Annotated in this window: 5 protein-coding genes; 4 read left to right on the plus strand and 1 reads right to left on the minus strand. The window is 76.3% G+C overall.

Features of this window, described 5'->3' with window-relative positions; translation table 11 throughout:
* Positions 1–9 precede the first annotated feature (9 nt).
* The 3 genes from AB0G08_RS27145 to AB0G08_RS27155 all read left to right on the plus strand — a co-directional run bounded on the left by AB0G08_RS27145 (position 10) and on the right by AB0G08_RS27155 (position 17,481).
* The gene (locus AB0G08_RS27145) at positions 10–14,907 is read left to right on the plus strand and encodes an SDR family NAD(P)-dependent oxidoreductase (protein ID WP_358092833.1); all 14,898 of its coding nucleotides are present in this window, start codon (positions 10–12) and stop codon (positions 14,905–14,907) included.
* 79 nt (positions 14,908–14,986) lie between these two features.
* Entirely contained in the window at positions 14,987–16,564 is a 1,578-nt protein-coding gene (locus AB0G08_RS27150) for a bifunctional 3-(3-hydroxy-phenyl)propionate/3-hydroxycinnamic acid hydroxylase (RefSeq protein WP_358092836.1), read from the plus strand.
* Positions 16,565–16,593: 29 nt separating this feature from the next.
* Positions 16,594–17,481 carry a methyltransferase domain-containing protein gene (locus AB0G08_RS27155; RefSeq protein ID WP_358092839.1) on the plus strand — a complete coding sequence of 296 codons (888 nt, stop codon included), beginning with the start codon at positions 16,594–16,596 and terminating at the stop codon, positions 17,479–17,481.
* Positions 17,482–17,553: 72 nt separating this feature from the next.
* Here AB0G08_RS27155 and AB0G08_RS27160 read toward each other — a convergent pair whose 3' ends face one another.
* Positions 17,554–18,315 carry an alpha/beta fold hydrolase gene (locus AB0G08_RS27160; RefSeq protein ID WP_358092842.1) on the minus strand — a complete coding sequence of 254 codons (762 nt, stop codon included), beginning with the start codon at positions 18,313–18,315 and terminating at the stop codon, positions 17,554–17,556.
* Between the two features lie 287 nt (positions 18,316–18,602).
* Here AB0G08_RS27160 and AB0G08_RS27165 point away from each other — a divergent pair.
* Positions 18,603–20,435: type I polyketide synthase (locus tag AB0G08_RS27165; RefSeq protein ID WP_358092844.1), on the plus strand; the 1,833-nt coding region annotated here is incomplete at its 3' end.

Consider the following 20,435-nt stretch of genomic DNA (forward strand, 5'->3'; position numbering starts at 1 on the left):
TGTGGTGACATGCTTCGGAGCGACCTGATCCAGCCGTTGTCCGATCTGATCGAGGCGCACGCCGCCAGGTTGGGGAACAAGGTCGCGTTCCGCGACGACCGCCGGGCGGTCGGATACGCCGACCTGGCGGCGCGCACCCGCCGGCTGGCCGGTCACCTGGCGGTGTCGGGGGTCGGGCGGGGCGACCGGGTGGCCTTCTGCCTCGGCAACCGGGTGGAGACGGTGGAGACCTGGCTGGCCGTGACGCGGGCCGCCGCGGTCGGCGTACCGGTGAACCCGCACAGCACCGACGCGGAACTGGCCCACCTGCTGGACGACTCCGGCGCGGTGCTGGTGGTCACCGACCCGCGGCACCTCGACCAGCTGCTGCGGCTGCGCGCCGACCGGCCGGCCCTGCGGGTCGTGGTCACCGGGGACGGCCCGGTGCCCGCCGGGGTCACCGCGTGGCGCGACCTGGTCGACACCGAGCCGGGTGTGGCCGCCCGTGACGACCTGGGCCTCGACGAGGTCGCCTGGATGCTCTACACCTCCGGCACCACCGGCCGGCCCAAGGGCGTGCTCTCCACCCAGCGCACCTGCCTCTGGTCCGTCGCCGCCTGCTACGTGCCGATCCCCGGGCTCACCGCCGCCGACCGGGTGGTCTGGCCGCTGCCGCTGTTCCACAGCCTCTCCCACATCGGCTGCGTGCTGAGCGTGACCGCGGTCGGCGCCACGGCCCGGCTCATCGACGGCTTCTCCGCCGACGACGTGTTGCGCGCCGTCGACGAGGACGAGGCCACCGTGCTGGCCGGTGTGCCGGCCATGTACCACCACCTGGTCACCGCCGCCCGGGAGACCGGCTTCCGCGCCCCGGCCCTGCGGGTCTGCCTGGTCGGCGGGGCGATCACCACCGGCGCGCTGCGTCGGGCGTTCGACGAGGTCTTCGACGCGCCGCTGCTCGACGCGTACGGCAGCACGGAGACCTGCGGCTCGATCGCCGTCACCCGGCCGGACCAGCCCCGCGTCGAGGGTTCCTGCGGGCGCGCGGTGCCCGGCGTCGAGGTGCGCCTGGTCAGCCCGCAGACGGGCCTGGACGTGCCGACCGGCGCCGAGGGCGAGGTCTGGGTCAGCGGGCCGAGCGTCATGCTCGGCTACCACGGCCTGCCGGAGGTCACCGCCGCCGCCCTGCGCGACGGCTGGTACCGCACCGGAGACCTGGCCCGCCGCGACGCCGACGGCAACATCTTCGTCACCGGCCGGCACCAGGAACTGATCATCCGGGGCGGCGAGAAGATCCACCCGGCCGAGGTGGAGGAGGCGCTGCGCGCCGTGCCCGGCGTCGCCGACGTGGCGGTGACCGGCCGCCCGCACGACGTGCTCGGCGAGGTGCCGGTGGCGTTCGTGGTGCCCGGGCCGGCGGGCTTCGACCCCCGGGCCGGGTACGCGGCCTGCCGGGAGAAGCTCTCCTACCACAAGGTTCCGGAAGAGCTGTACGAGATCGGGCAGGTGCCGCGCACCGCCTCCGGCAAGGTCACCCGCCGGCTCCTGCTCGACCGGCCGGCGCGGCTGCGGGCCGTCAACGGCAGCCACCACGAAGCGCTGAGCCTGTTCGCCTGGCAGCCGCTGGACCTGGCCGCCGTACCGCCGGTCGAAGCGCCCGTCCCGACGGCCGCCCAGGCCGCCGTCGCCCCCGCCCGCCACTGGGCGGTCGTCGGCGCCGGGAGCGAGGCGCTGCTGGAACCCCTGCGCGCGGCGTCGCCGGGGGACCGGTTCCGGTCCCACCCGGACCTGGCCGCCCTGCGCGAGGCCCCGGACGTGCCCGACGTGACGGTGCTGCTGGTCGAGCCGGCCGACGCCGGCGCGGCGGACCTCGCCGACCGGCTGCGTGGCTGGCTCGACGACGACCGGTTCGCCGGCACCCGGCTGGTGCTGCTGACCGGCCCGGCCGGCGACGCCACCGCGAGCGACCCGGCCGCCGGGCCCGGCGCGCCCGACGCCGCCACCGCGCACGACGCCGCCACCGAGCGGTCCGAGCCCGACCCGGGGGCCGGCGCGGCCCAGGCTGTCGGCCGCAGCCTGCAGGCCGCGTACCCGGACCGGATCGTGCTGGTCGACCGCGACGCCGGACACCGCTCCGCCGCACTGCTCCCTGCCGTGGTGGAGGCCGGCGCCGCGCAGGTCGCGCTGCGGGCCGGGGCCGCCCTGCACGCGGTCCTCGTGCCCGCCCCCGCGGCCATGCCGGCGCGGCCGGTCACCGTGGCCGACCCGGAGCGCCCGGTCCTGGTCACCGGCGCCGAGGGGCCGACCGGCGCGGCGCTGGCCCGACACCTCGTCGCCGCCCACGGCGTCCGCCGGCTGCGGCTGCTCCACGTCGGCGCCACGGCCGGGGCCGCCCTGGCGGAGCTGGTCGCCGAACTCGCCGCCGCCGGCGCCGACGCCGCCGCGCTGCCCGTCGACCAGGCCGGGGACGAGCCGCTCGGCGGAGCCTTCCTCTGCCCGTCCGACGAGGACCTGACCGACGACGAGGGCGTGGCCCGGCTGCTCGGCCTCGCCGGGACGCTGGACGCCGCGACCCGGCTCCCGGCCGCCACGTTCACCGTCCTCGCCCCGTCCGCCCTGCTGCTGGGCGCCGCCGGGCAGGAGCGGGCCGCCTCGGCCATCGGCGCCCTGCACGCCCTGGCCGCCCGCCGGCGGGCCGCCGGTCTGCCGGCCCGGCTCGTCGGCACGACCGCCGCGCCGACCGCGCGCGCCGACCGGGAGTCGTCGCCCGCCACCGCCGGGGCGGCCGGCCCTCACCCGGGGGAGCGGACCGGCGACGCGCCGGCGGCCGTACGCGCCGACCTCGCCGCGTTCGACGTGGCCCACGACGGCGACGACCTGGTCCTGCTCGCCCGTCCGGCGGGCCACGCCGATGCCGCGCACCCCGCCTGGCGTACGCCCATCGCGGCGGCCCGCGACGCCGCCGACGACCGGGACGCCGCCGAGCTGCGCCGCCGGCTGGCCGGGCTGACCACCGCCGAGGGGGACCGGCTCCTGCTCGACCTGGTCCGCGCCGCCACCGCCGAGGTGGCCGGCCTGTCCGGCCCGGCCGCGGTCCGTCCCGGCCGGGCCTTCAAGGAACTCGGCTTCACCTCGGTCAGCGCGGTCGCCCTGCGCGACCGGCTGGCCCGCGCCACCGGGGTACGGCTCTCCGCGACGGCCGCGTTCGACCGGCCCAGCCCGGAGGCTCTCGCCCGACACCTCGCCGCCCGGCTGCGCGGCAGCACCGGGCAGGCCGGTCCCGAGGCGGACGGGCCGACGACGCCCTCCACCGTGGACGACCCGGTGGTCGTCGTCGCCATGGCCTGCCGGCTCCCCGGCGGTGTCGGCTCCCCCGAGGAGCTGTGGGACCTGGTCGACGAGGGCCGCGAGGGGCTCACGGAGTTCCCCACCGACCGGGGCTGGGACCTGGCGCACCTGTTCTCCGACGACGCCGACCGTCCCGGCACCTCGTACGTCCGGGTGGGCGGCTTCCTGACCGACGCCGCCGACTTCGACGCCGCCCTGTTCGCGATCAGCCCGCGCGAGGCGCTGGCCATGGACCCGCAGCAGCGGCTGCTGCTGGAGACGTCCTGGGAGCTGTTCGAGCGGGCCGGCATCGACCCCACCTCGCTGCGCGGCAGCGCCACCGGGGTCTTCACCGGCGTCATGCACCACGACTACGCCGCGAACCTGCGCCAGGCGCCGCCTGGCACCGAGGGCTACCTCGGCGTCGGCACCGCCGGCAGCGTCGTCTCCGGCCGCGTCGCCTACGCGCTGGGGCTGGAGGGACCGGCGGTCACGGTCGACACGGCGTGCTCGTCGTCGCTGGTGGCGCTGCACCTGGCCGCCCAGGCGCTGCGCGCCGGCGACTGCTCCCTCGCCGTGGCCGGCGGCGTGGCGGTGATGGGCACCCCGCAGGCGTTCGTGGAGTTCAGCCGGCAGCGCGGGCTCGCCCCGGACGGGCGGTGCAAGGCGTTCGCCGAGGGCGCCGACGGCACCGGCTGGTCCGAGGGCGTCGCCGTGCTGCTGCTGGAACGGCTCTCCGACGCCCGGCAGCGCGGACACCCCGTCCTCGCGGTGCTGCGCGGCTCCGCGATCAACTCCGACGGCGCGTCCAACGGGCTCACCGCCCCCAACGGGCCCGCCCAGGAGCGGGTCATCCGCCGGGCGCTGGCCGCGGCCGGACTCTCCCCCGCCGACGTGGACGTCGTCGAGGCGCACGGCACCGGCACCCGGCTGGGCGACCCGATCGAGGCGCAGGCGCTGCTCGCCACGTACGGGGCGGGACGCGGCGACGCCGAGCCGCTGCGGCTGGGCTCGCTGAAGTCCAACCTCGGCCACACCCAGGCCGCGGCCGGGGCCGCCGGGGTGATCAAGATGGTGCTCGCGATGCGGCACGGGACGCTGCCCCGCACCCTGCACGTGGACGCCCCGACGTCGGAGGTGGACTGGGGCGCCGGCGCGGTCGAGGTGCTCACCGAGGCCCGCCCGTGGCCCGAGGTGCGCCGGCCCCGGCGGGCCGGCGTCTCGTCGTTCGGCATCAGCGGCACCAACGCCCACGTCATCGTCGAGGCGCCCGCCGCCGACCCGCCGTCCGAAACGGGGGTCGCGGACCGGCAGCCGTCGCCCGGGGCCGCCTCCGCGACCCGGCGACCGCCCGTGCCGTGGCTGCTCGCCGCGGCCTCCGGCGAGGCGCTGCGGGACCAGGCGGCCCGCCTGCTGACCTGGCTCGACGGTCCCGGGGCGGACGCCGACCCGGTCGACGTCGGGCACGCGCTCGCCACCACCCGCGCCGCCCTCGAACACCGGGCCGTGGTGCTGGCCGGCGACCCCGCCGCCGCCCGCGCGGGCCTGACGGCGCTGACCCGGGGCGAGCCGGACCCGGACGTGCCGAGCGTGCTGACCGGCCGGGTCGTCGACGGCCGGCTCGGCCTGCTCTTCGGCGGGCAGGGCGGCCAGCGCGCCGGCATGGGCCGCGCACTGCACGCGGCGTACCCCGTCTTCGCCGACGCCTTCGACGCCGCCTGCGCCGAACTCGACCGCTGCCTCGCCGGCCACGCCCCGCACCCCGTCGCCGACGTCGTCTTCGCCGCCGAGGGCGGCGAACTGGCCGACCTGCTCGACCACACGCTGTACACCCAGCCGGGGCTCTTCGCCTTCGAGGTCGCGCTGTACCGCCTCCTGGAGTCCTGGGGCGTGCACCCCGACGCGGTGCTCGGCCACTCCGTCGGCGAGCTGGCCGCCGCGCACGTGGCCGGGGTGTTCGCCCTCGCCGACGCGGCGGCGCTCGTCGCCGCCCGGGCCCGGCTGATGCAGCAGCTCCCCGCCGGCGGCGCGATGGTCGCCATCGAGGCCGACGAGGCCGAGGTCGCCGCGCACCTGACCGACCGGGTGGGCCTCGCCGCCGTCAACGGCCCGACCAGCGTCGTCGTCTCCGGCGACACCGACGCGGTGCTGGCCGTCGCGGCCACCCTGCGCGCCGCCGGGCGTCGGACCAGCCGGCTGCGGGTGTCGCACGCGTTCCACTCGCCGCGCATGGAGCCGATGCTCGACGAGTTCCGCGCGGTGGCGGCCGGCCTCACGTACCGCACCCCGCACCTGCCGGTGGTCTCCAACCTGACCGGTCACCCCGTCGACCCGGCCCGGCTCTGCTCGCCCGACTACTGGGTGGCGCACGTCCGGGGCACCGTCCGCTTCCAGGACGGCGTGCGGGCCCTGCACGGGCAGGGCGTCACCACCTTCCTGGAGGTCGGTCCGGCCGGCGTGCTCACCGCGATGGCCCAGGACTGCCTCGTCGCCGAGGCCGACGAGCTGGCCTTCGTCCCCGCCGTGCGGGGCGTCGCCGACGAGCCGGAGGCGCTGCTCGCCGCCGTGGCGCGGCTGCACGTGCGGGGCGTCCCGGTGGACCGCGCCGCCCTCGCCGGCCCCGGACCGCACCGCCGCGTCGACCTGCCCACGTACGCCTTCCAGCGCCGGCACTACTGGCTGCCCGCCCCCACCGCGGCCGGCGGCCCGGTCGGCGTCGGACTGGACGACGCCGGGCACCCGCTGCTCGGCGGCGTGCTGCCGGTCGTCGGCACCGGCCAGGTGGTCTGCACCGGCCGGGTCTCCGCGGCCACCCAGCCGTGGCTGGCCGCCCCCGCCGACGGCACCGCCGCGCTGCTGCCCGCCACCGCCCTGCTGGACATGCTCACCCACCTCGGCGCACGGCTCGGCACCCCGACCGTGGAGCGGCTACGCGTCCCCGAGCCGGTGCCGCTGCCCGCCGAGACGACCGTCGACGTGCAGGTCGGCCTCTCCGCGCCCGACGAGCGCCAGCGCCGGGTGGCGCACTGCCACGTCCGGGCCGGCGACGGGCAGCCCTGGCGGGAGGTCGCCGAGGCCGTGCTCGGCCCGATCGACCCGGAGAGCGGCCGGGGCGCCCTCGCCCCGACCTGGCCGCCCACCGGGGCCCGACCGGTGGACCTGACCACCCCGCAGCGCCGGGCCCTGGTCGGGGAACTCGCCCGGGCCGCGTGGGTCGCCGCCGACCGGCTCTTCGTCGACGTACGCCTGCCCGAGGACGCCCGGGACCCGGACGCCGAGCGGTACGGCGTGCACCCGCTGGTGCTGGAGGCGGCCCTGCGCCTGCTCCCGCTCGCCGACTTCGCGCCCGGCGACGACACCGCCGCCGAGGCCGCCGCCCGGCTGCTGCCCACCGAGTGGGCGGGGGTGCGCCTGCACGCCACCGGGGCGCACGCGCTGCGCGTCTGCCTGGCTCCCGCCGGGGCGGACGCGGTGACGCTGAGCGCCGTCGACGACGCGGGGGTGCCCGTGCTCGACGTGGACCGGGTGGTGCTGCGGGCCGTGGACCTGCCGCCCGCCGACGCGCCGGCGCCCGCGACCGCGCCCGCCGGCCTGTACGCCGTCGACTGGCTGCCCGCGGCGTTCCCGGCGACGCCGGCGCCCTCCTGGACGCTCGCCGACGGCACGCCCCCGGACGGACCGCTGCCGCCGCTGCTGGTGCTGCGGGTCGGCGACGGCGAGCCGGGCCGGTCGGTGCCCGACCGGGCGCACGCCGTCGGCCTCGCCGTGCTCGGGGTGCTCCAGAGCTGGCTGGCCGACCCCCGCGCGGAGACCACCCGCCTGGCCCTCGCCGTCCGCGACGGTGACCCGGTGCACGCCCCGGTGGCCGGGCTGGTCCGGGTCGCCCAGGCCGAGCAACCCGACCGGTTCCTGCTGCTCAGCCTCGACGCCACCGACGACGCGACCGTCCGGGCGGCGCTGGCCGGCGGCGCGGACGAGCCCGAGGTCGCCGTCCGCGACGGCCGGGTCCTGCTGCCCCGGCTCCGCCCGGTCGAACGGCCCCCGGCCGGTACGCCGCTCGCGGCGCTGGCCGGCGGCACCGTGCTGGTGACCGGCGGCACGGGCGGGGTCGGCCGGCACGTCGCCACCCACCTCGCCACCGTGCACGGCGTCGCCGAGCTGGTCCTGGTCAGCCGCACCGGCCAGGCCGGCGACTGGACGGCCGCGCTGACCGACGCCGGCGTCACCGTCCGGGTGGTCGCGGCCGACGTCGCCGACCGGGCGGCGCTCGCCGAGGTCGTCGCCCCGCTGGCCGACCGGCTGGTCGCCGTCGTGCACGCCGCCGGGGCCACCGACGACGCCCTGCTCACCGACCTCGACCAGGACCGCTGGCGGCGGGCCCTGCGGTCCAAGGTGCACGGCGCGTGGCACCTGCACGAACTCACCGCCGGCCTCGACCTGGCCGCGTTCGTGCTCTTCTCCTCGGCCGCCGCCACCTTCGGCAGCCCCGGCCAGGGCAACTACGCGGCCGGCAACGCGTTCCTCGACGCGCTCGCCGCACACCGGCGCGCCCAGGGCCTCCCGGCGACCGCCCTGGCCTGGGGGCTGTGGGCCGCGCAGGACGGGATGGCCGGCCGGCTCACCCCGGCGGACCTGGCCCGGCTCGCCCGGGGCGGCACCCGTCCCCTCGACACGGCCGCCGGACTGGCGCTGTTCGACGCCGCCCTGCACGTCGACCGGCCCACGCTGGTGCCGATCGGGCTCGACCTGGCCGCCGTGCGGGTCTCCGGCGAGGTGCCCGCCCTGCTGCGGGCGCTGCTGCCCCCGCCGCCCCGGCGGGCCGTCAACGCCGACTCCGCGCCCGCCGCCGCCAAGGGCTTCGCCGACCGGCTGGCCGAGCTGGCCGAACCCGACCGGGCCGCCCTGCTGCTGGAGCTCGTCCGCACCCGGTGCGCCACCGTCGTCGGGCACACCGGCCCCGACGACGTCGAGCCGCGCCGCCCGTTCAAGGAGCTCGGCTTCGACTCGCTGATGGCCGTCGAACTGAGCAACCGGCTCACCGCCGTCACCGGCGTCCGGCTCGCCCCGCACGCCGTGTTCAACCACCCCACCCCGGAGCTGCTCGCCGCGCACCTGCACGCCCGGCTGCTCGGCACCGCCGCCACCGAGGTCGCCGACGCGAGCACCGTCGCCCTGGACGAGCCGGTCGCCATCGTCGCGATGGCCTGCCGGTTCCCCGGCGGCATCGGCTCCCCCGAGGAGCTGTGGCGGCTGCTCGACGCGGGCGGGGACGTCATCGGCGACCTGCCCGACGACCGGGGCTGGCCGCTGGCCGACCTCTACGACCCGGTGCCCGGCACGCCCGGCCGGACGTACGTGCGGGCCGGCGGGTTCCTGACCGGGATCGCCGACTTCGACGCCGCGTTCTTCGGCATCAGCCCCCGCGAGGCCCTCGCGATGGACCCGCAGCACCGGCTGCTGCTGGAGACCTCCTGGGAGGCGCTGGAGCGCGGCGGCATCGACCCGGCCACCCTGCGGGGCAGCCGCACCGGCGTCTTCGCCGGCACCCACGGGCAGGACTACGGCGACCGGATCGCCCCCGGCGTCGTCTCCGACGACGGCGAGGTCGTCGCCGACGAGGGGCACCTGCTCACCGGCACGGCCGGCAGCGTCCTCTCCGGCCGGGTGGCGTACGCGCTCGGGCTGGAGGGGCCGGCCGTCACCGTCGACACCGCCTGCTCGGCGTCCCTGGTGGCGCTGCACCTGGCCGTCCAGGCGCTGCGGCAGGGCGACTGCGACCTGGCCCTGGCCGGCGGCGTGTCGGTGATGTCCACCCCGGCCGGGCTGACCGGGTTCAGCCGGCAGCGCGGTCTCGCCGCCGACGGGCGCTGCAAGGCGTTCGCCGAGGACGCCGACGGCTTCGGCATGTCCGAGGGCGTCGGGATGCTGGTGGTGGAACGCCTCTCCGACGCCCGCCGCCGGGGTCACCCGGTCCTCGCCGTGGTCCGCGGCTCGGCGGTCAACCAGGACGGCGCCTCCAACGGGCTGACCGCCCCGAACGGGCCGTCGCAGGAACGGGTCATCCGGGCCGCGCTGGGCGCCGCCGGGCTGAGCGCCGCCGAGGTGGACGTGGTGGAGGCGCACGGCACCGGCACGTCGCTCGGCGACCCCATCGAGGCGGAGGCGATCCTCGCCACCTACGGGCAGCGCCCGGCCGACGCCCCGCCGGTGCTGCTCGGCTCGGTCAAGTCCAACCTCGGGCACACCCAGGCCGCGGCCGGCGTGGCCGGGGTGCTGAAGATGGTCCTCGCCATGCGGCACGGCCGGCTGCCCCGCACCCTGCACGCCGAGCGCCGCAGCTCGCGCGTCGACTGGGACTCGGGATCGCTGGAACTGCTCACCGAGGCCCGCCCGTGGCCGCAGGCGGACCGGCCGGCGCGGGCCGGCGTCTCGTCGTTCGGCATCAGCGGCACCAACGCCCACGTGATCGTCGAGGCGGTCGCCGGAGCGGCACCGACCCCGCGGGCCGACGCCGAAGCCACGCCGCCGGAGGCGCACGCGCTGCCGTGGCTGCTCTCGGCGCGTACCCCGGAGGCGCTCGTCGGTCAGGCCCGCCGGCTGCGGGAGCACCTCGCCGAGCGGCCCGAGCAGCGGCTCCTCGACGTGGCCTGGTCGTTGGCCACCAGCCGGAGCACCTTCGACTCGCGGGCGGTGCTGGTCGGCGCGTCGCCGGAGCGGGTCGCCGCCGCCCTCGACGCGCTCGCCGAGGGGCGGCCCGACCCGGCGGTGACGCGCGGCGAGGCCCGACCCGCCGGCCGGTGCGTCTTCGTCTTCCCGGGACAGGGCTCCCAGTGGCTCGGCATGGGACTCGACCTGCTCGACCAGGCCCCGGTGTTCGCCGAGCGGATGGCGGCCTGCGACGCGGCGCTGCGGCCGTACCTGGACTGGTCGCTGTTGGACGTGCTGCGCCGGGTGCCCGGCGCGCCCGGCCTCGACGAGGTCGACGTGGTGCAGCCGGCCCTGTTCGCGATGATGGTGTCGCTGGCCGAGCTGTGGCGCTCCTACGGGGTGCAGCCGGCCGCCGTGGTCGGCCACTCGCAGGGCGAGATCGCCGCCGCCTGCGTCGCCGGGGTGCTCTCCCTGCCCGACGCCGCCCGGGTGGTGGCGCTGCGCAGCCGGGCGCTGCGGGCCCTGGCCGGGCACGGGGCGATGGCCTCCGTCGCGCTCCCCGGCGACACGGTCCGCGACCGGATCGCCCGGTTCGGCGACCGGATCTCGATCGCCGCCGTGAACGGCCCGGCCGCCGTGGTGGTGTCCGGCGAGCCGGCGGCGGTGGAGGAACTGCTCGCCGAACTGGCCGGCGAGCAGGCCCGGGTCCGGCGGATCGCCGTCGACTACGCCTCCCACTCCGCCCAGGTGGAACGCATCCGCGACGAACTGGCCGAGGTGCTGGCGGGCATCGCCCCCGGCGCGGCGGCCGTGCCGCTCTTCTCCACCACCGACCTGCGCTGGCTCGACGGGGAGGAGATGGGGCCGGACTACTGGTACCGCAACCTGCGGCAGCCGGTCGAGCTGGAACGGGCGATCCGCTCGCTGGCCGCCCAGGGCCACGACACGTACGTCGAGTGCAGCCCGCACCCGGTGCTCACCGTGGGCATCGAGGAGACCCTCGCCGACCACGACGGCGAGACCGTGGTGGTCGGCTCGGTCCAACGCGACCAGGGCGACCGCGAGCGGTTCCTGCTCTCCCTGGCCCAGCTGCACGTGTGCGGGGTCGACGTGGACTGGCGGCCCGCGCTGGCCGGCGGCCGGCGGGTCGACCTGCCCACGTACGCCTTCGCCCACCGCCGCTACTGGCCCCGGCCCGTCTCCGGCCCCGGCGACGTCGGCGCCGCCGGCCTGGACGCCGCCGGGCATCCGCTGCTCGGCGCGTCGGTCGCGCTGGCCGAGGCGAGGAGCCACCTGTTCACGGGGCGGCTGTCGACCGACGCGCAGCCGTGGCTGGCCGACCACCGGGTCACCGAGAGCGTGCTGGTCCCCGGCACCGGCCTGGTGGAGCTCTGCCTGCGCGCCGGCGACGAGATCGGCCACCCGGTCCTCGACGAGCTGGTCATCGAGGCCCCGCTGACCCTGCCCGCCGCCGGCGCGACCCAGGTGCAGGTGGTGGTCGGCGCGGGCGGCGACGACGGACGCCGCCCGGTGACCGTGCACTCCCGGCCCGCCGACGGCCCGGCCGGGGCGCCGTGGACCCGGCACGCCAGCGCCACCCTCTCCGCCGACCAGCCCGTCGCGTCGCCGCAGCTCACCGCGTGGCCGCCGCGCGACGCCCGCCCCGTCGACCTGACCGGCTTCTACGCCGACCTGGCAGCCGACGGCTACGCGTACGGGCCGGCGTTCCAGGGGCTGCGCCAGGTGTGGACGAGCGGCGACGAGGTCTACGCCGAGGTGGAGCTGCCGGCGGCCCAGCGGGTCGACGCCGACCGGTACGGCCTGCACCCGGCCCTGTTCGACGCCGCCCTGCACGCCGCGCACTTCGGCGGTCTCGCCGAGGCCGGGGCCGGCCGGCTGCTGCTGCCGTTCGCCTGGAACGGCGTCACCCTGCACGCCACCGGTGCGACCGCCCTGCGGGTGCGGCTCACCCAGGTCGCGCCGTACGCCATCGCGTTGACCGTCGCCGATCCCACCGGCGCCCCGGTCGCCGAGGTGACCGCCCTGACGATGCGGCCGATCTCCGCCGCGGAGCTGGCCGTCACCGACGACCGCGCCACCCGCGACGCCCTGTTCCGCATGGACTGGACGCCGCTGCCGCCGGTCGACGCGGCCACCCCGGTCGACGCCGTGGCCATCGCCCCCGGCCTGGACGGGTACCCGCTGCACCCCGGGTTGGACGCGCTCGCCGACGCCGTCGACGCGGGACTGGCCCTGCCCGGGGCCGTGCTCGTGCCGCTCGACGCGGACCCCGCGCAGCCCACCCCCCGCGCGGCGCGCCACGCCGCCGTCCGCGCCCTCGACCTGGTCCGGCGCTGGCTCATCGAGCCCCGCTGGGCGGGGTCCCGGCTGCTGCTCGTGACCCGGGGCGCGGTGGCCGTGCACCACGCCGGCGAGGTGACCGACCCGGCCGCCGCGGCGGCGTGGGGGCTGGTCCGCTCCGCCCAGTCGGAGAACCCGGGCCAGCTGGTCGTCGTCGACGTCGACGGCGACGGGATCGGCCCCGACCAGGTCGCCGCCCTGCTGGCGGCGGCCGAGCCGCAGGCGGCGGTCCGGGGCGGCGCGGCGTACGTGCCGCGGCTGGCGCGGGCCGGGTCGGCGGGCGAGCTGACCGCCCCGCCCGCCGCCGCGTGGCGGCTGGACGCGCCGGTGCGGGGCAGCCTGGAGAACCTCACCCTGAGCCCGACCGACGCCGCCGACGCCGCGCTCGGCCCCCGCGAGGTCCGGGTACGCGTCCGCGCCGCCGGCCTGAACTTCCGCGATGTGCTCAACGCGCTCGGCCTCTACCCGGGCGACGCGGGGCCGCTCGGCGGCGAGGGCGCCGGCGAGGTCGTCGAGGTGGGCGCCGAGGTGACCGACCTGCGGCCCGGCGACCGGGTGTTCGGGGTGTTCGTGGGCTGCTTCGGCCCCGTCGCGGTCACCGACCGCCGGTTGCTGGCCCCGATGCCGGCCGGCTGGTCGTTCGTCGAGGCCGCCTCCGTGCCGGTGGTCTTCCTGACCGCGTACCACGGCCTGGTCAACCTGGCCGGGCTCACCCGGGGCGAGTCGGTGCTGGTGCACGCGGCGGCCGGCGGCGTCGGCATGGCCGCCGTACAGCTCGCCCGGCACCTCGGCGCCGAGGTGTACGCCACCGCCAGCCCCGCCAAGTGGGACGCCCTGCGGTCGATGGGCCTCGACGAGGACCACCTCGCCTCGTCCCGGACCCTCGACTTCGAGACCCGGTTCGCCGAGGTGACCGGCGGACGGGGCGTCGACGTGGTGCTGGACTCGCTGGCCCGCGAGTTCGTCGACGCCTCGCTGCGGCTGCTGCCGCGCGGCGGACGGTTCATCGAGATGGGCAAGACCGACATCCGCGACGCCGCCCGGGTCGCCGCCGACCACCCGGGGGTGGCCTACACCGCCTTCGACCTGACCCTGGAGGACCCCGACGAGGTGCAGCGCATGCTCGTCGTGCTGCTGGGGCTCTTCGAACGGGGAACGCTCACCCCGCTGCCCACCCAGGTGTGGGACGTCCGCCAGGCGCCGGAGGCGTTCCGGCACGTCAGCCAGGCCCGGCACGTCGGCAAGGTGGTGCTCACCATGCCCCGGGAGTGGGACCCCGACGGCACCGTGCTGCTGACGGGCGGAACCGGGACCCTGGGCAGGCTGGTCGCCCGGCGACTGGTCGAGACGCACGGCGTACGGCGGCTGCTGCTGGTCAGCCGCCGCGGCGAGCGGGCTCCCGGTGCGGCCGAGGCGGTCACCGAACTGCGCGCCCTGGGGGCCGAGGCCACGGTGGTGGCGGCCGACGTGGCCGACCGGGACACCCTGGCCCGGGTCCTGGACGCGGTGCCGGCACCACACCCGTTGACCGCGGTCGTGCACCTGGCGGGGGTGCTCGACGACGGGGTGGTCACCGCCCTCACCCCGCAGCGCGTCGACACGGTGTTCGCGCCGAAGCTCGACGCCGCGTGGCACCTGCACGAACTCACCCGCCACCTCGACCTGGCCGGATTCGTGCTGTTCTCCTCCGGCGCGGGCGTCTTCGGCGTGCCCGGCCAGGCGAACTACGCGGCGGCCAACGCGTTCCTCGACGCGCTCGCCCTGGCGCGCCGGGCCGAGGGCCTGGCGGGCCGGTCGTTCGCCTGGGGACTCTGGGAGCAGGCCAGCGAGATGACCGCCAAGCTGGACCGCGCCGATCCCCGGATCACCGCCCGGGACGGGCAGCTGGCGATCCCGTCCGACCTCGGGATGGCCCTGTTCGACGCGGGCCTGCGGCTGGCCGAACCGGTCCTGGTGCCGACCCGGATCGACGTCGCCGCGCTCGGCGAGCGGGTCGAGCGGCCCCCGGCCCTGCTGCGTGGGCTGATGCGACGGGAACGGCCGAGCGCCCGGTCCACCGCCCCGGCCGGCGGCGGGCGCACCCTCGCCGACGAGCTGGCGGCCCTGGCCGGGCCCGACCGCCACGGACTGGTGGTCGACCTGGTCCGCGAGCAGGCGGCGAGCGTGCTCGGGCACGGCAGCCGCGCGGCGGTCGCCCCCGGCCGGGCGTTCAGCCAGATCGGCTTCGACTCGTTGACCGCCGTCGAGCTGCGCAACCGGCTGACCACGGCGACCGGCCTGCGCCTGCCGGCCACGCTGATCTTCGACTACCCGGATCCGAACGAGCTGGCCACCTTCCTGGTGTCCCAGCTGGCGCCGGACACCGAGCCGACGCTTCCGCCGGTCCTCACGGACCTGGAGAACCTGGAACGCTCGCTGACCGAGGCCAGTGTCGAACCGGAGCTGCACGCCCAGATCGGGTCCCGGTTGGAGGTGCTCATCGCCAAGTGGCGCACGATGCGCGCCGGCTCGGGCGGCGATCCCGACCTCGACCTCGAACAGGCCAGCGACGACGACCTCTTCGACCTCATCGACTCCGAACTCGGTCTCTGATGGCCGTCCGGCCGCGCCACCCGGCGCGAGTCGTCCCTGTCGACACCGTGTCCGACCGACCCGCGAGGAACCGATACCGATGCCGATGACCGACGTCCTGATCGTGGGGTACGGCCCCGTCGGTGAGATGCTCACGATCCTGCTGGCGCAGCGAGGACTCACCGTCACGGCGGTCGAGCGGTGGGCCACCCCGTACAACTTCCCGCGTGCCGTGTCGTACGACGGGGAGGCGAGCCGCATCCTGGCCGCCGCCGGCGTCGCCGACCGGCTCGGCCCCGTGGTCGAGTCGTCGGGCGAGTACACCTTCAAGAACGGCTTCGGCCGGACCCTGCTGCACGTCAAGGTGACCGGCGACGGCCCGATGGGCTGGCCCGACTCGGTCTCCTTCTACCAGCCCGGGCTCGAGGCGCTGCTCGCCGAGCGGGGAGCGGAACTGCCGGGCGTCACGGTGCTGCGCCCGTACCAGGTGACCGGCCTGGTCGAGCACGACGACCGGGTCGAGGTCACCATCGCCGGGCCGGAGGGCGAGGAGGTCCGCGCGGCCCGCTGGGTCGTCGGCTGCGACGGGGCCAACAGCTTCGTCCGGGAGCACCTGGGCAGCGGCGTCAGCGACCTCGGCTTCACGTACGACTGGCTGGTCTGCGACGTGGTGCCGCACGAGGCCCGCGAGTTCAAGCCGAACAACCTCCAGGTCTGCGACCCGGCGCGCCCCCGCACGGCCGTGTCGGCCGGCCCGGGGCACCGGCGCTGGGAGTTCATGCGGGTGCCGGGGGAGAGCCGGGAGGAGTTCGAGACCGTCGAGAGCGTCTGGCGGCTGCTCGGCCTCTTCGACATCACACCCGACAACGCCACCCTGGAGCGGTACGGCGTCTACACCACCCAGGCGTGCTCGGCCGACCGTTGGCGCTCCGGCCGGATCCTGATCGCCGGCGACGCGGCGCACGTGATGCCGCCGTTCATGGGGCAGGGGATGAGCTCGGGTTTCCGGGACGCCCTCAACCTCGCCTGGAAGCTCGACCTGGTGCACCGCGGCCTGGCCGACGAGGCGCTGCTGGACACCTACCAGGAGGAGCGCTGCGCGCACGTGCAGCACGCCATCCGGATGTCCATGGACTCGGGCACGGTGATCTGCGAGACCGACCGCACCGCCGCGGCCGGCCGGGACGCCGTCATGCTCGCCGAACTGCGCCGGCGCACCTCCCGGCCGCGCACCCGTTCCCTGTTGGAACCCCTGGCCGGCGGGGTCCTGCACGGTCGTACGGCCGAGGCCCCCGCGGCCGGCGCGGGCGTGCCGATGCCGCAGGGGCGCGTCGAGGTCGACGGTCGCGCCGGGCTCTTCGACGAGGTCGTCGGCACCGGCTTCGTCCTGCTCTGCGCCGAGGACCCCGACGGCCTGCTCGACGCGGACGCCCGGGCCTTCCTGGACTCGCTCGACGCCCGGGTGGTCCGGGTCGTTCCCGCCGGCGCCCCCGCCCCCGCACCCGGCGCCGTGCCGACCGCCTTCGACCTCGACGACGTGTACCTGTCCCACCTCAAGCGGTACGACGCCGTCGCGGTGCTCGTCCGGCCCGACTTCTACGTCTTCGGCACGGCCGCTGACCCGGCCGGTGTGCCCGCGCTCGTCGAGGACCTGCGCGAGCAGGTCCGGCGCGGCTGATCGGCATCCACCCACCGGAAGGAACCCACATGTTCGAGAACCTGAAGATCGCCGGCCGGGCGATCCGCACGGTCTTCACCGCCGACCCCATCACCCGGGTCCGGCGCTTCTACGAGATCCAGTCGCCCGACGTGGAGTTCGCGGCCCGCCGTACCCACTACATGAACGTCGGCTACTGGGAAGACGGGGTCACCGACCTCGACACGGCGGCCGAGGCGCTGGCCGACAAGCTGGCCGACGCCGCCGGGCTCAAGCCCGACGACACCGTCCTCGACGTGGGCTTCGGCTACGCCGACCAGGACTTCAAGTGGCTGCGCGAGCGCCGGGTCGCCAAGGTGTACGGGCTGAACATCACCCCGCACCACGTCGAGGCGGCGCAGCGGCGGGCCCGCGAGGAGGGCCTCGCCGACCAGACCGACTTCCGGCTGGGCAGCGCCACCGAACTGCCCTTCGAGGACAACACCTTCGACCGGGTCGTCGCCCTGGAGTCGGCCTTCCACTTCTACCCGCGCAGCGCGTTCTTCGCCGAGGCGCTGCGGGTGCTCCGCCCGGGTGGCGTGCTGGCCACGGCCGACATCATCCCGGTCAGCGGCGACGTCGTGCGGGCGGCCATCCAGTCCGGCCCGCTGAGCTTCGTCAAGTTCAGCATCCCGAAGGAGAACTGGCACGACCGGGACACGTACCGGCAGGAACTCGTCGAGGCCGGCTTCGCCAACCCGGAGGTGCACTCCATCAAGGACCGCACCTGGGAGGGCTGGCGGGCGTACATGGCCGAGCGGACCAACGACCCCGAGTTCCGCGCCGCCGTCAAGCCCGCCGTGCGCAAGAGCATGGCCGCGCACTGGAAGAACCAGAACCTCATGAAGCGCGAGCTGGCGCAGCTCGACTACGTGATCGCGGTCGGCCACAAGCGGTGACGTCCCGCACGGCCGAGGGGCCCGCCGACCGGTCGTGACACCGGTGGACGGGCCCCTCGGCCGTCGTGGAGATCAGATGGCCGGCGTCGCGGTCAGGGCCGTCGAGATGGCCCGCAGGACCGCCGGCTGGTGCTCGGCCAGGAAGAAGTGCCCGCCCGGGTAGACCTTCAGGTCGAACGCTCCGGTGGTGTGGGTCGACCAGGCCCGGGCCTCCTCGACCGTCGTCTTCGGGTCGTCGTCGCCCGTGAAGACGGTGATCGGGCAGCTCAGCGGCGGACCCGGCCGGTAGGTGTAGGTCTCCGCGGCGCGGTAGTCACTGCGGATCGCCGGCAACGCGGCCCGCAGCATCTCCGGGTCGCCGAGGACGGCGGAGTTGGTGCCGCTCAGCTTCCGGACGTCGGCCAGCAGGCCCTCGTCGTCGAGCAGGTGCACCGTCTCGTGCCGCGCCTGGGACGGCGCCCGGCGGCCGGACGCGAACAGGTGCGCGGCCGAACCACCGTCCTGCTCGATCAGCCGGGCGAGCTCGAACCCGACGCTGGCCCCCATGCTGTGCCCGAAGATGGCCACCGGCTCGTCCAGCCAGGGCCGCAGCACGGTGTGGATCTCCCGTGCGAGCTGGTGGATGTCACCGATGCACTTCTCGTGGCGGCGGTCCTGCCGGCCCGGGTACTGGATCGACAGCACCTCGACGGCGGGGGAGAGGCTGCGGGAGACGGGAAAGTAGAAGCTGGCCGACCCGCCGGCGTGGGGCAGGCACACCAACCGCCTCGCGCCACCCGGAGCCGGGTGGAAGCGTCGCACCCACAAGCCGTTGTCGGTATCTGGCGTGGTCATCCTTGGCGGTCCTTCCGGCGACTGCGGTTCCCGACCGGATCGACACAGACCCGGTCGAGGCGACGCTAGTGCGACGGGTGGGGACCGGACACCCCTAGCTGGCCCGTTGCCTGGTTAGGGGTTGTCCGCGCTCGCGCACACCCAATAACTTCTCCCCGCAGATGGGGATCTGCGTGGCTCTCGGCCGAGCGAGCCGAACGACAGATACAGGTGTCGCCTGAGACTTCTGCGCATTCGTACCGTCGCTTACGTCGAGTCTCCGCCGTGAATCGCGATGGGCTGGGTTGATGGACACCGAAGACAAGCTCCGGGAGTACCTGAAGAGAGTCACCGCAGATTTGCGGCGGACCCGGCAACGGCTGCGTGACGTCGAGGCAGAGGCGCAGCAGCCGATCGCAATCGTCGGCACCGGCTGCCGGTTCCCGGGCGGGGTGCGGACGGCCGAGGAGCTGTGGGACCTCGTCGCGGCCGGCGGCGACGCCATCGCCTCCTTCCCCACCGACCGTGGCTGGGACCTGGACACGCTCTACGACCCCGAGCGCTCCCGGCCGGGCACCTCGTCGGTCCGCGAGGGCGGCTTCGTGCCCGACGCCGCCGAGTTCGACCCCCGGCTGTTCGGGGTCTCCCCGCGCGAGGCCCTCGCCATGGATCCGCAGCAGCGGCTGCTGCTGGAGACGTCGTGGGAGGCGGTCGAGTCGGCGGGCATCGACCCCACGAGCCTGAAGGGCGCCCGCGTCGGGGTCTTCGCCGGCATGACCCACAGCGGGTACGCCCACCCGCCGGAGACCCCGCCGGCAGGCGTGCAGGACTACCTGGGTCTCGGAAACGCGGGCAGCATCGCCTCGGGTCGGGTGGCGTACTCGTTCGGCTTCGAGGGGCCGGCGGTCACGGTGGACACGGCGTGCTCGTCGTCGCTGGTGGCGTTGCACCTGGCGGTGCAGGCGTTGCGGTCCGGGGAGTGTGATCTCGCCCTGGCCGGTGGTGTGACGGTGATGCCCACCCCGGCGGTGTTCGTCGACTTCACCCGGCAGGGCAACCTGTCGCCGGTGGCCCGGTGCCGGGCGTTCGCCGACGCGGCGGACGGCACGGCGCTCGCCGAGGGCGTGGGCGTGCTGCTGGTGCAGCGGTTGTCGGACGCGCAACGCGACGGGCACCGGATCCTCGCGGTGGTGCGCGGCACGGCCGTGAACCAGGACGGCGCGTCGAACGGGCTGACGGCGCCGAACGGCCCCTCGCAGCAGCGGGTCATCCGGCAGGCGTTGGCGTCCGCGGGCCTGTCGGCCGCCGACGTGGACGTGCTGGAGGCGCACGGTACGGGCACGACGTTGGGTGACCCGATCGAGGCGCAGGCGCTGTTGGCGACGTACGGGCAGGGTCGGGACGTGCCGTTGCTGCTCGGGTCGGTGAAGTCGAACATCGGTCACACGCAGGCGGCTGCCGGGGTGGCGGGCGTCATCAAGATGATCATGGCGATGCGGGCGGGTGTGGTCCCGGCGACGCTGCATGTCGACGCGCCGTCGTCGCATGTGGACTGGTCGTCGGGTGCGGTGGAGCTGGTGACGCAGTCGCGCGCGTGGCCGGGGGTGGAGCGTCCCCGGCGCGCGGGCGTGTCGTCGTTCGGCATCTCCGGCACCAACGCGCACGTGATCCTGGAACAGCCGGAGCCGGAGACCGATCCCGAGGTCGAGGCGGAGCCGGCGGGCCCCGTGGGACTGCCGGTGCCGTGGGTGGTGTCGGGGCGCTCCGAGCGGGGTCTGGTGGGTCAGGCGGCGCGGTTGGCGTCGTTCGTGTCGGGTCGGTCCGTGTCGCCGGTGGATGTGTCGTGGTCGTTGGCGACGACGCGGGCGGCGTTGGAGCACCGTGCGGTGGTGTGGGGCGTGGACGTCGACGAGCTGGTCGCCGGCTTGTCGGCTGTTGCCGAGGGCCGGCCGGCGGTGTCGGGTGTGGTGTCGGCGGGTCGTCGGGCGGTGTTGTTCACCGGCCAGGGTTCGCAGCGCGTCGGGATGGGCCGCGAGCTGTACGACACGTTCCCGGTGTTCGCTTCGGCTTTCGACGGGGTGTGTGCCGAGATAGATGCGCATCTGCCGCGTGGGTTGCGGGAGGTGGTGTTCGCCGAGGCG

The sequence above is a fragment of the Micromonospora sp. NPDC023644 genome (assembly GCF_040640115.1).
GTDB lineage: Bacteria > Actinomycetota > Actinomycetes > Mycobacteriales > Micromonosporaceae > Micromonospora.